The 11,872-nt window shown below is 72.9% G+C and carries 10 protein-coding genes; 8 read left to right on the top strand and 2 right to left on the bottom strand.

Going from position 1 to position 11,872, the window contains the following annotated elements; all coding sequences use genetic code 11:
• Positions 1 to 318: 318 nt before the first annotated feature.
• The 8 genes from ACFRQN_RS24550 (at position 319) to ACFRQN_RS24515 (ending at position 9,782) form a co-directional block, all read left to right on the top strand.
• Positions 319 to 1,509, top strand: coding sequence for an ROK family transcriptional regulator (locus ACFRQN_RS24550; protein WP_049651468.1), 1,191 nt, complete (start codon positions 319 to 321; stop codon positions 1,507 to 1,509).
• A 138-nt stretch (positions 1,510 to 1,647) separates the two neighbouring features.
• Positions 1,648 to 3,003 carry an ABC transporter substrate-binding protein gene (locus ACFRQN_RS24545; protein ID WP_380742134.1) on the top strand — a complete coding sequence of 452 codons (1,356 nt, stop codon included), beginning with the start codon at positions 1,648 to 1,650 and terminating at the stop codon, positions 3,001 to 3,003.
• Between the two features lie 26 nt (positions 3,004 to 3,029).
• Positions 3,030 to 4,043 (top strand): carbohydrate ABC transporter permease, encoded by a 1,014-nt coding sequence (locus tag ACFRQN_RS24540; protein ID WP_117489905.1) that lies wholly within the window; start codon positions 3,030 to 3,032, stop codon positions 4,041 to 4,043.
• Between the two features lie 20 nt (positions 4,044 to 4,063).
• Positions 4,064 to 4,972 (top strand): carbohydrate ABC transporter permease, encoded by a 909-nt coding sequence (locus ACFRQN_RS24535; protein ID WP_049651466.1) that lies wholly within the window; start codon positions 4,064 to 4,066, stop codon positions 4,970 to 4,972.
• Entirely contained in the window at positions 4,972 to 6,261 is a 1,290-nt protein-coding gene (locus tag ACFRQN_RS24530) for a 6-phospho-beta-glucosidase (RefSeq protein ID WP_380742131.1), read from the top strand. The genes ACFRQN_RS24535 and ACFRQN_RS24530 overlap by 1 nt, the downstream gene beginning before the upstream one ends.
• 172 nt (positions 6,262 to 6,433) lie before the next feature.
• Complete coding sequence (locus ACFRQN_RS24525) at positions 6,434 to 7,453, top strand: N-acetylglucosamine kinase (protein WP_380742129.1); 1,020 nt, start codon at positions 6,434 to 6,436, stop codon at positions 7,451 to 7,453.
• A gap of 168 nt (positions 7,454 to 7,621) precedes the next feature.
• Entirely contained in the window at positions 7,622 to 8,323 is a 702-nt protein-coding gene (locus ACFRQN_RS24520; protein ID WP_380742127.1) for a hypothetical protein, read from the top strand.
• Between the two features lie 358 nt (positions 8,324 to 8,681).
• Positions 8,682 to 9,782 (top strand): hypothetical protein, encoded by a 1,101-nt coding sequence (locus tag ACFRQN_RS24515; RefSeq protein ID WP_380742125.1) that lies wholly within the window; start codon positions 8,682 to 8,684, stop codon positions 9,780 to 9,782.
• A gap of 113 nt (positions 9,783 to 9,895) precedes the next feature.
• Here the strand turns inward: ACFRQN_RS24515 and ACFRQN_RS24510 are convergent, their stop codons facing one another.
• Together ACFRQN_RS24510 and ACFRQN_RS24505 are read right to left on the bottom strand one after the other, a co-directional pair.
• Positions 9,896 to 10,558: a response regulator transcription factor gene (locus tag ACFRQN_RS24510; RefSeq protein ID WP_049653795.1), complete on the bottom strand. Its 663-nt coding sequence runs from the start codon at positions 10,556 to 10,558 to the stop codon at positions 9,896 to 9,898.
• Entirely contained in the window at positions 10,555 to 11,820 is a 1,266-nt protein-coding gene (locus ACFRQN_RS24505; protein WP_380742123.1) for a sensor histidine kinase, read from the bottom strand. Before ACFRQN_RS24505 ends, ACFRQN_RS24510 begins: the two co-directional genes overlap by 4 nt.
• Positions 11,821 to 11,872: the final 52 nt, after the last annotated feature.

Raw genomic sequence — 11,872 nt, 5'->3', positions numbered from 1 at the left:
ACCCTGATTCATTGGCGCGTCACCCTCCTCTTCCGGGGAGGGTGACGCGCTTGTTTTTCTTCCTCATACGGATTTCCGTGTGGGGCCGGGTGGGTGTCGGCCCCGCTCCCACCACGGTGGGGGCGGGGCTTCGTGGTGTCGGGTAACGCTTCGGCATCCTCCGCTCCGCCCACCATTGACACCCCTACGACAGGGCGCTTACGGTCCTTCCCTAGCGACTGGAAAGTTTCCTAACAGTTCGTCCGAAACCCGCCCGCTCCCCACGCCGGGGACACCCGCGGGACGTCGACGACCAGCCGGAAGAGGAGGATGCCGGGCATGACCAAGAGCACCGCCAAGGCCCCCCTCGCCGGCACCCCCAGTCTGCTGCGCGCCATCAACGACCGCGCCGCCCTCGAACTGCTGCTGGAGAACGGGCCGCTCTCCCGTACCCAGATCGGCACCCTCACCGGGCTGTCCAAGCCCACCGCCTCCCAGCTGCTGGCCCGGCTGGAGGCGGCCGGGCTGGTCCTGCCGGTCGGCACCACGGCGGGCGGGCCCGGCCCCAACGCCCGGCTGTACCAGGTGAATCCGGCCGCCGGGTACGTCGCCGGACTGGACGTCACCAACAGCGGCATCGAGGTCGCCGTCGCCGACATCACCGGCACCACGCTGGCCGGGCACACCGTGCCGACCAAGGGCGTGCCGGCGGCCGCGACCGTGCCCACCGTCGCCGCCGCGGTGGCCGAGGCGGTCCGGGCCGCCGGTCTGCCCGAGGGCGCCCTGCGCACCGTCGCGATCGGGGTCGGCGGCGCCCCCGACCCGGTCACCGGCAAGCTGCGCTACGCCTCCCACCTGCCGGGCTGGCACTCGCCGCGGCTGGTCGAGGAGCTGACCGAGGCGATCGGCGCGCCGGTGTCGATCGAGAACGACGTGAACCTGGCCGCCGTCGCCGAGCGCTCCTCGGGCGCCGCGGCCGGCTTCGAGGACTTCGTCCTGCTCTGGGCCGGGGCCGGGGTCGGCGCGGCGATCGTGATCGCCGGGCGGCTGCACCGCGGCTTCACCGGCGGCGCCGGGGAGGTCGGCTACATGCCGCTGCCCGACTCCCCGGTCGAGTGGGACGCCCGCCGCCGCAAGTTCGGCGGGTTCCAGGCGCTGGTCGGCGCGCCCGCCGTCCGGTCGCTGGCCCGTGAGCACGGGCTCGGCGCGGCCACCGCGCAGGAGTCCATCGCCAGGGCGCTGGCCACCCCCGGCGCCGGCGACGCCTTCCTCGCCGAGCTGGCCGGGCGGCTCGCCGTCGGGCTGGCGGTGATCGTCGCCGTCGTCGACCCCCAGCTGGTGGTCCTCTCCGGTGTGGTGCCGAGCGCGGGCGGCGAACGGCTGCGCGCGCTGGTCGAGGACGAACTGGCGCGGATCTCCATCGCCCGGCCGGAGGTCCGCAGCACCGCCCTGTCCGGCTCGCCGGTCCTGCTCGGCGCCCTGCAACGTGCCCTGTCCGACGCCCGCGAGGCGGTCTTCTCCACCCACTGACGTCCGCCCCCGATCGACTCGACGCCCCCACTGACGCTCCCCCTGTCACCTCGCCACCTGCACCCACCTCTCCCCAACCCCCGAACGCGGGACCCGAGGCAACGAGGCCTGCCCGCGCACCCCCAGGAGGATCCCGAAGTGCACGCCACCACCTCCCGCAGAGGCCGCCGCACGATCGCCGCCGTCGCCGGCAGCGCCGTCCTGGCCCTGCTCGCCTCCGCCTGCACCGGTTCCAGCGACTCGGGCGGCTCCGACGACTCGGCCAGCGGCAAGGACGTCACCATCACCTTCTGGCACGGCTGGAGCCAGGAGAACGAGAAGAAGGCGATCAACGACAACATCGCCGCCTTCGAGAAGGCCCACCCCAACATCCACGTCAAGGCCGTGGACAGCCTCGAGGACGACAAGGTCAACCAGGCCCTGCGGGCGGGCGGCTCGGACGCGCCGGACGTGGTCTCCTCCTTCACCACCAACAACGTCGGCATGTTCTGCTCGACCAAGGCCTTCGTCGACCTCAAGCCGATGCTCCAGAAGAGCGGCATCGACCCGGCCAAGACCTTCCCGGCCACGATGCTCAACTACACGCAGTTCCAGGGCAACCAGTGCTCGCTGCCGCTGCTCGGCGACGCGTACGGCCTGTACTACAACAAGAAGGCCTTCGCCGACGCCGGCATCGCCAACCCGCCGAAGACCTTCAGCGAGTTCGCCGAGGACGCCGCCAAGCTGACCGTCGCCGACGGCGACTCGTACAAGCAGCTCGGCTACATGCCGCTGTACCACGGCTACGAGTCCACCACCGAGCACTTCCTCGGCCAGTACGGCGCGACCTACTTCGGCGCCGACGGCAAGTCGAACATCGCCACCGACCCGAAGGTCGCCGCGATGTTCAAGTGGCAGAAGGGCCTGGTCGACCAGCTCGGCGGCTACGACAAGCTGGAGAAGTACCGCGCGACCTTCGGCGAGGAGTTCAGCGCCAAGAACCCCTTCCACACCGGCCAGGTCGCGATGGCCCTCGACGGCGAGTGGCGCACCGCCTCGCTCGCCAAGGACAAGCCCGACTTCGAGTGGGCCACCGCCGCCTTCCCCGTCCCGGACGACCAGGCCGACACCTACGGCCGCGGCTACCAGACCGGCACCATCATCGGCATCGCCAGCACCAGCAAGAAGCAGGCCGCCGCCTGGGAGTTCGTCAAGTACCTGACCACGGACACCGACGCGGTGGTGAACTTCTCCAACGCGATCCACAACGTGCCGAGCACCTTCGAGGCGCTGGACTCGCCGAAGCTGGTGAGCGACCGGAACTTCAAGACCTTCCTGGACGTCGCCAAGAACGCCCACTCCGGCACCACCCCGCCGGCCGTCAACGGCGGCAGCTACATCATCACCCTGCAGAACCTCGGCTACGACTACGAGTCCGGCAAGCAGGGCGACCTCCAGGCGGGTCTGGCCGCCACGGCCAAGCAGATCGACACCGACATCGCCCAGGCCAAGTAGGCCGGGGAACGGTCCACGGAGCTCCCATGTCACTCGCGTTCGGCACCCGCAAGGGAAGCGACGAGGCCGACGCGGGACCGACCGGCCCGGCGGCGCCCTCCACGCAGCACCTGCTGCGCCGGAAGCGCCGCCGGGAGGCGGCCCGCACCCTCGCCTTCCTCTCCCCCTGGCTGATCGGGTTCAGCGTCTTCTTCGCCTACCCGCTCGTCTCCACCGCCTACTTCTCCTTCACCTCGTACAACGGCTTCGGCGCCCCGACCTTCAGCGGCCTGAAGAACTGGGACTACGTCTTCAACCACCTGCCGACCTTCTGGCAGGGCCTGCGCAACACCCTGTGGCTGGTCGTCGTGATGGTGACCCTGCGGGTCGTCTTCGGCCTGGGCATCGGGATGCTCATCACCAAGGTGAAGACCGGCGCCGGCTTCTTCCGCACCGCCTTCTACCTGCCGTACCTGGCCCCGCCGGTGGCCGCCACCGTCGCCTTCGCCTTCCTGTTCAACCCCGGCACCGGCCCGGTCAACCACCTGCTGGGCGAGCTCGGCCTGCCGCAGCCCGGCTGGTTCGCCTCCGCGGACTGGTCCAAGCCCGCGCTCACCCTGCTCGCCATGTGGGGCGTCGGCGACCTGATGGTCATCTTCATGGCCTCGCTGCTGGACGTCCCCCGGGAGCAGTACGAGGCGGCCTCGCTGGACGGCGCCGGCCCGTTCCAGCGGTTCCGGTACGTCACCCTGCCGAACATCTCGCCGATCATCATGTTCGCGGTGGTCACCGGGGTGATCCAGACCATGCAGTACTACACCCAGGCGATCGTCGCCGGGAAGGTCGCCAGCGGCATCGCGGGCGGCTCCGGCCAGCCCTTCGAGCCCGGCTTCCCGAACGGCTCCACCTGGACCCTGCCGCAGATGGTCTACAAGCTCGGCTTCCAGAGCTTCAACTACGGCGCGGCCTGCGTCGTCGCCCTGGTGCTGTTCGCCATCTCGATGGCCGTCACCTCGATCCTGCTCCGCCGCCGGTCCGGCTTCATGGCGAGCGACGACTAGCGGCCCGTGAGGACCTGATCATGACTCTTGGCTCCACGCTCACGAGGGCACCGGCCGCGGCCGGCCCCTCCCGCCCCGGCGGACCCGCCGCCCGGGCCGCCCGCCGCCGCGCGGCCCTCAACTGGGTGGCCGTGCACGCGCTGGCCATCGCCGCCGCGCTGTTCTTCCTGCTGCCCTTCGTGTTCGTCTTCCTCACCTCGGTGATGTCGGACCGGCAGGCGCTCACCACCGACTACTGGCCGACCAGCTGGAACTGGGGCAACTACGGCAAGGTCTGGGACACCCCCGGCTTCCTCACCTGGTGGCGCAACACCCTGCTGTACGCCGTGGCCGGCACCGTGCTGACCGTGGTCTCCAGCCTGCCGGTGGCCTACGCGCTCGCCAAGTTCCGCTTCCGCGGCCGCAACCTGGCGCTGATGGCGGTCATCGCGATGATGATGCTGCCGCCGCAGGTCACCGTCATCCCGATGTACCTGTTCTGGTCCAAGCAGATGGGCCTGAGCAGCTCGCTCTGGCCGCTGATCATCCCGATGGCCTTCGGCGACGCGTTCACCATCTTCCTGCTGCGCCAGTTCCTGATGACCATCCCCAGGGAGTACATCGAGGCCGCCCGGATCGACGGCTGCGGCGACCTGCGCACCCTGCTGCGGGTGGTCCTGCCGATGGCCAAGCCGGCCATCGCCGCGGTCGCGCTGTTCCAGTTCTTCTACTGCTGGAACGACTACTTCGGCCCGCAGATCTACGCCAGCAACAACCACGACTCCTGGACGCTCAGTTACGGGCTGGAGTCCTTCAAGGCCGCCCACCACACCAACTGGAACCTCACCATGGCCGCCACCATGATGGTGATGGCCCCGGTGATCGTCCTCTTCTTCTTCGCTCAGAAGGCCTTCATCGAAGGCGTGACACTGACAGGGGTCAAGGGCTGATGTCCGCACTGAAGTTGGCAATCGTCGGCGGGGGTTCGACGTACACTCCGGAGCTGATCGACGGCTTCGCCCGGCTGCGCGACACCCTGCCGGTCGGCGAGCTGGTGCTGATCGACCCGGCCGCCGAGCGGCTGGAGCTGATCGGCGGCCTGGCCCGGCGGATCTTCGCCCGGCAGGGCCACCCCGCGGTCGTCACGGTGACCACGGACCTGGCGGCGGGCGTCGCGGACGCCGACGCCGTGCTGCTCCAGCTGCGCGTCGGCGGGCAGGCGGCCCGCAACCAGGACGAGACCTGGCCGCTGGAGTGCGGCTGCGTCGGGCAGGAGACCACCGGCGCCGGCGGGCTCGCCAAGGCGCTGCGCACCGTCCCGGTGGTGCTGGACATCGCCGAGCAGGTGCGCCGGACCAACCCGGACGCCTGGATCGTGGACTTCACCAACCCGGTCGGCATCGTCACCCGGGCGCTGCAGACCGCCGGCCACAAGGCCGTCGGGCTGTGCAACGTCGCGATCGGCTTCCAGCGCAAGTTCGCCGGGCACCTGGGCGTGGACCCGGAGCTGGTCCGGCTCGACCACGTCGGGCTCAACCACCTGACCTGGGAGCGCGGGGTGACCCTGCTGGACGCCCCGGGCGCCATGACCGGGCGCGAGGTGCTCCCCGAGCTGCTCTCCTCGCACGGCAAGGAGATCGCCGAGGACCTGCACCTGCCGCAGGCCGTCATCGAGCGGCTCGGCGTCGTGCCGTCCTACTACCTGCGGTACTTCTACCAGCACGACGCCGTGGTGGCGGAGCTGAGGGAGCAGGGCTCGCGGGCCGCGCAGGTCGCCGAGATCGAGCGGCAGCTGCTGGAGCTGTACGCCGACCCGGCCCTGGACACCAAGCCCGAGCTGCTCGGCAAGCGCGGCGGCGCCTTCTACTCGGAGGCGGCCGTCCAGCTGATCGCCGCGCTGCTCGGCACCGGCGGCGGCACGTCCGTCCAGGTGGTGAACACCCGCAACGACGGCGTGCTGCCGTTCCTGCCCGACGACGCCGTCATCGAGGTGCCGGCCGAGGTGGACGCGCGGGGCGTGCGCCCGCTGCCGCAGCGGCCCGTCGAGCCGCTGTACGCCGGACTGGTCGCCGCCGTCACCTCGTACGAGCAGCTCGCCCTCGACGCCGCCCTGCGCGGCGGCCGCGACCGGGTCTTCGACGCCCTGCTCGCCCACCCGCTGGTCGGCCAGATCGAGCTGGCCGACCAGCTCACGGACCGCCTGCTCGCCCACAACCGCGAGCACCTCGCCTGGGCCTGACCCGGCCCGCTCCGCGCCGTCCGGCGACCGCCCCCGGTCGCCGGACGGGCACCGCGAGGAGACCGTCCACCCCCGGCCGGGGACCTTTCGGCCGGGCCACCCGGCCGGGACCACCGCCGGGCACCCGGCCGACGACCAACGGCCCGGGCCACGTACGAGCCGCGGGGACCTGATGACCCACCAGCCCGAACCACTCCTGCCCGGCGTCCTCGCCATCGACGCGGGGAACTCCAAGACCGACGTCGCCCTGATCGGCACCGACGGCAGCATCCTCGGCACCGCCCGCGGCGGCGGCTTCGAACCGCAGAAGATCGGCGGCGCGGCGGCCGTCGCCGGCCTCGCCCCGCTGGTCGAGCAGGCCGCCGCCGAGGCCGGCCACCCGTCCTGGAGCGGCGTGCTCACCGGCCACGTCAGCGCCTGCCTGGCCAACGCCGACCTGCCGGTCGAGGAGGAGGCGCTGCGGGTGGCGCTGGAGTCCCACCCCTGGGGCGCCGGCAACACCGTCGTCAACGACACCTTCGGCCTGCTGCGGGCCGGCACCGACGGCCCGCGCGGGGTCGCGGTGGTCTGCGGCGCCGGGATCAACTGCGTCGGCCTGCTGCCGGACGGCCGCACCGCCCGCTTCCCCGCCCTCGGCGAGCTCACCGGCGACTGGGGCGGCGGCTCCGGACTCGCCGTCGCCAGCATGTGGCACGCCGTCCGCGCGGAGGACGGGCGCGGCAGGCCGACCGGGCTCGCCCGCGCCATCGCCGAGCACTTCGGCCTGCCCGGCGCCGGCGCCGTCGCCGAGGCCGTCCACCTCGGGCACCTGCCGAACGCGCGGCTGCACGAGATCGTCCGGGTGCTGTTCGCCGTCGCGGACGAGGGCGACGAGGTGGCGCGGGGGCTGATCGACCGCCAGGCCGACGAGATCGTCCGGCTCGCGGTGGTGGCGCTCCGCCGCCTGGACCTGCTGGACACCCCCACCCCGGTGGTGCTGGGCGGCGGCGTGCTCGCCTCCCGGCATCCGCTGCTGCTGGACAACGTGACCGCCCGGCTCGCCGAGGCCGCGCCGCTGGCCGAGCCGCGCGTCGTCGTCGCCCCGCCGGTGCTGGGCGCGGCGCTGCTCGGCCTCGACCACCTGGCGGCGGGCGCGCGGGCGCAGGCCCGGGTGCGCGAGGCGTACGAGGCGGGCCGGCCGGTGGCCGCCTGACGGCCGCCACCTGCTCCCCTGCCGCCGCCTGACGGCCGCTCATCGGCTCCCCTCCCCCGCCGGATCCGCACATCCGGCGGGGGAGGGGCCCTGGCGGGAACCACGGGCCGGGCCCCGGTCGTGTTAAGCGGGTACCGCCAACCGCCGCCGCCCGGGGAGACTTGTGTCATGGCCACCCCCCGCATGCTCCTCGCCGCCGCCCTGCTGGCCTGCGGCGCCGCCGCCGTCCTCACCGGCTGCACGCCCGCCGACTCCGGCCCCACCGTGGCCGCCGCCTCCGCCGCCGCGCTGGCCGACGAGGGCGCGGACGACCTGCTGGACGAGGACGACGGCCTCTTCTACGAGGAGGAGGAGTACTACTCCGGCTCGGCCGAGCCGTCCGCCGCCTTCTCCTCCGCCTCGCCCGACTCGTCCGCTTCGCCCGACGTGCCCGCCCCGCCGGACTCGCCGGACGCGCCCGCGTCTCCCGACGAACCCTCAGCCGAGCCCTCCACGGGGTCTTCCGCCGGGCCCGGGTGCGCCGTTCCCACCGGCCGCCCCGGCCACGATTTCCTCGTCGTCGTCTCCGCCGGACCGGCCGAACTCACCGCCCGGTCCGCCCGCTTCAGCTGCGGCTCCGCCCGCTACGAGCCCGTCGGCAGCCCCGTCCACTACGGCTTCGCGGGGGCGGGCGTGGCGGCGACCCTGGTCGACGTCACCCACGACGAACCGGCCAGGACCGTCCCCCTCGACGAGCTGATCGCCCACATCGACGACTGCCTGGCCGAGCGCGAACCGGCCGACCCGTACGGCTGCCACGGCAACGCCTACGACGTGGTGCTGGACTCGCACGGCCGGATCATGCGGATCGGCGAGGTCGAGGGCCCCTGAGTCGACCTTCGGCGACGACCTGACGGCGCATACGGTGTAGAAGCGCCTCTCAACTGTTGGCATTCGGCTGCGCTACGCGCATCAACCCACGTCCAGCTGCGGGCTTTTGACGTTCGCTACGTCCGCCCGGGCGTTCCTTGGGGCGGGTCTTACCCTTTGCGTGCTTGAAGCGGTTTCGGCGGCGGTGCTTTGCTTCCGGCGGTCGGCGGTGAACCGGTCCCCCATCCCACCCCGCTGGTCGTCCCTGACGGGCCGCCGGCAGGTCCGGCTCGCCGTCGTCGTGCTCCTCCCCCTTCGTCCCCCACCGTGCCGCCGCGCCGTACCCGGCCGCGGCCGGCACCAGAGAGGAACCCTCACGATGGGCATCTCCCCCACCTCCCGCCGGATGCGACTGCGGGCCCTGACCGGGCTCAGCGCCCTGGCGCTGGCCGCCGCCGGCTTCGCGGCCGCCCCGGTCGCCCAGGCCGCCCAGGACAACCGGCCGGCCGGCGAGTTCGCCGGACAGCCGCACCCCTACCGGCACGGCGCGCACCCGACCAAGGAGGCCGGCAACTCCGCGAAGGCCGCGGGCAACAACCTCAGCTACGGCGGCGGCGTCGACGGCATCGGCGTCACCACCGGCGCGCCGAAGGTCTACCTGGTCTTCTGGGGCTCCCAGTGGGGCACCCAGGGCACCAACTCCAGCGGCTACACCACCCTGACCGGCGACCCGAAGGGCGAGGCCGTCCGGGCGCAGCAGCTGTTCAAGGGCCTCGGCACCAACAGCGAGACCTGGTCCGGCGTCATGACCCAGTACTGCGAGGGCGTCGCCGCGGGCGCGACCAGCTGCCCGACCGGTTCGACGCACGTCGGCTACCCGACCGGCGGCGCGCTGGCCGGCGTCTGGGTCGACGGGTCCGCCGCCGCTCCGGGCCAGGCCAGCGGCAACCAGCTGGCCGCCGAGGCCGTCAAGGCGGCCGGGCACTTCGGCAACACCACCGCCGCCTCCAACCGCAACGTGCAGTACGTGGTGCTGTCGCCGACCGGCACCCACCCGGACGGCTTCAACACCCCGAACGGGGGCTTCTGCGCCTGGCACGACTGGAACGGCGACACCACCCTGAGCGGCGGCGCGGCCTCCTCCCCGTACGGCGACGTGGCGTTCACCAACGACCCGTACGTGACCGACATGGGCAGCTCCTGCGGCCAGAACTACGTCAACAGCGGCAGCGCGGGCACCCTGGACGGCGTGACCATCGTGTACGGCCACGAGTACTCGGAGACCATCACCGACCAGAACCCGGCGGGCGGCTGGACCGACTCGACCGGGTACGAGAACGCCGACAAGTGCTCCTGGAACGGGGTCGGCGGGACGGGCGGCGCGCAGAACGTGGCGTTCGCGACGGGCTCGTTCGCCATGCAGGGCACCTGGTCGAACGGCGTGAGCGGCTGCCAGATCTCGCACGCGGTCGTCCACTGACGACCGGGTGAGGCGAGCGCCGGAGTGGGCCGTGCGGGCCCGCTCCGGCGCTCTCGCGTGACGCGCTCTGCATGCTTTTCGCGCGTTACGCGCCTTGCGCGCTTTACACGCTTCTACGCGCTGACCAGCCCGAACTCGTAGGCCTGGATGACCAGGTGGACCCGGTCGCGGGCGTCGAGCTTGGTGAACAGCCGGGCGACGTGGGCCTTGGCGGTGGCCACGCTGATGGTGAGCTCCGCGGCGATCTCGGCGTTGGACAGGCCCCGGCCGACCAGGGTGAGCACCTCCCGCTCGCGCTCGGTGACGGCCTCGGCGACCGGCCTGCGGGGCCTGGCCGCGGCGTCGGCGTCCGGGCGGGCGGCGAACTCGCCGATCAGCCGGCGGGTGATACCGGGGGCCAGCAGGGCGTCCCCGGCGGCGACCACCCGGACGCCGTCCAGGATGGTCTCCAGGGCGAGGTCCTTGACCAGGAACCCGCTCGCCCCGGCCCGCAGCGCGCCGTAGACGTAGTCGTCGTCGTCGAAGGTGGTGAGGACGAGGACGTGGGTGGGCAGGTCCGGGTCGGCGGTGATCCGGCGGGTGGCCTCGATGCCGTCCATGCCGGGCATCCGGATGTCCATCACGGCGACGTCGGGGCGCAGCCGGGCGACCAGTTCGACGGCCTCGGCGCCGTTGCCGGCCTCGCCGACCACCTCCAGGTCGGGGGCGTCGGCGATCAGCACGCGCAGGCCGGTGCGGATGAGCGGCTGGTCGTCGACCAGGACGACACGGATCACGGTCCCACCTCCACGGGGGTCTCGACGGCGGTCCCGACGGCGGTCCCGACGGCGGGCTCGACGGGGGTCTGCACGGCCGGGGTCCGCACGGCCGGGGTCTCGGGGAGCGGCAGCCGCGCGGCGACCCGGAAGCCGCCCTCGGGGCGCGGGCCGGCCGCGAACTCGCCGTCCAGCAGGGCGACCCGCTCGCGCATGCCGGCCAGCCCGTAGCCGGTGCCGGGGGTGCCGGTCGCCGCGCCCGCGCCCAGGTCGACGACGGTGACGTCGAGCTCCCGCGGCCCGTACCCGACGGTGACGTGGCAGTCCCGGGTGCCGGAGTGCTTGACCACGTTGGTGACCGCCTCCTGGACGATCCGGTAGGCGGCGAGGTCCACCTCGGACGGCAGCGGACGGGCTTCGCCGCGGCGGGTGAGCGCCACCCGCACCCCGGCGCCCGCCGCCTTCTCCACCAGCCGGTCCAACTCGCCCAGTCCGGGCATCACTTCGAGCGGCGCCGGCTCCCCCGCGCCCTGCCGCAGCGCGCCGAGCATCCGGCGCAGCCCGGCCAGGGTCTCCCGGCTGGTGGCCTCGATCGCCTCCAGGGCGGCCCGGGTCTCGGCGGGCTGGGTGTCCATGACCCGGCTGCCCATGCCGGCCTGGATCGCGATGATGCCGATGTTGTGGGCCACCATGTCGTGCAACTCGCGGGCGATGCGCAGCCGTTCGGCGGTGATGGCCTGCTCGGAGGCCCGGCCGCGCAGCGCCTCGGTGTGGGCCCGGCCCTGGTGCACGGTGTTGCCGATCAGCCAGGCGATCAGCACGGTGGCCGCGAAACCCCCGTAGGCGAGCGGGTTGACGGGGTAGTCGTTGACGGCGCCCCAGAGCAGCAGCCCGGCGAGGGTGGCGAGCGGCAGCGCCAGGGCGGTGAGCGAGACCCGGCGGGAGCGGGTGGCCGCGCAGTAGCCGACCACCGCGTCGGCGATCAGGAACTGGAGCGGCGCCGCCTCCGGGACGCCCCACATCCCGAGCGCGAACATCCCGCCCCCGAGCGCCACCACGACGGCGAGCAGCGGCAGCCGGACCAGCAGCGTCGCGACCAGGGTGGTGACCACCGCGGTGACCACCATCGGCATGTCCTCGGGATTGCCGTGGTAGTTCAGCAGGTGGTGCAGCTCGTTCTCGCGCGTGAAGAAGCGGAACACGACCAGGGCCGTCCACAGCGCCCCCACCCACACGCCCGCGGGCAGGCGCCTGAGCAGCGGCGGACGGGGTTCGGTGATCATGACGCGATGGTAGCGGCGGCCCGGACGGCGGCACATTGGCCCGGGGGCGTAA

The sequence above is a fragment of the Kitasatospora sp. NPDC056800 genome (assembly GCF_042789775.1).
Lineage (GTDB): Bacteria > Actinomycetota > Actinomycetes > Streptomycetales > Streptomycetaceae > Kitasatospora.
The sequence above is the reverse complement of the archived record's forward strand: the minus strand, read 5'-3'. Positions and strand labels throughout refer to the sequence as shown.

Coding starts and splice junctions, on each gene's coding strand:
- ACFRQN_RS24550 (WP_049651468.1), top strand. CDS start 319: ATGACCAAGAGCACCGCCAAGGCCCCCCTCGCCGGCACCCCCAGTCTG.
- ACFRQN_RS24540 (WP_117489905.1), top strand. CDS start 3,030: ATGTCACTCGCGTTCGGCACCCGCAAGGGAAGCGACGAGGCCGACGCG.
- ACFRQN_RS24535 (WP_049651466.1), top strand. CDS start 4,064: ATGACTCTTGGCTCCACGCTCACGAGGGCACCGGCCGCGGCCGGCCCC.
- ACFRQN_RS24530 (WP_380742131.1), top strand. CDS start 4,972: ATGTCCGCACTGAAGTTGGCAATCGTCGGCGGGGGTTCGACGTACACT.
- ACFRQN_RS24525 (WP_380742129.1), top strand. CDS start 6,434: ATGACCCACCAGCCCGAACCACTCCTGCCCGGCGTCCTCGCCATCGAC.
- ACFRQN_RS24520 (WP_380742127.1), top strand. CDS start 7,622: ATGGCCACCCCCCGCATGCTCCTCGCCGCCGCCCTGCTGGCCTGCGGC.
- ACFRQN_RS24515 (WP_380742125.1), top strand. CDS start 8,682: ATGGGCATCTCCCCCACCTCCCGCCGGATGCGACTGCGGGCCCTGACC.
- ACFRQN_RS24505 (WP_380742123.1), bottom strand. CDS start 11,820: ATGATCACCGAACCCCGTCCGCCGCTGCTCAGGCGCCTGCCCGCGGGC.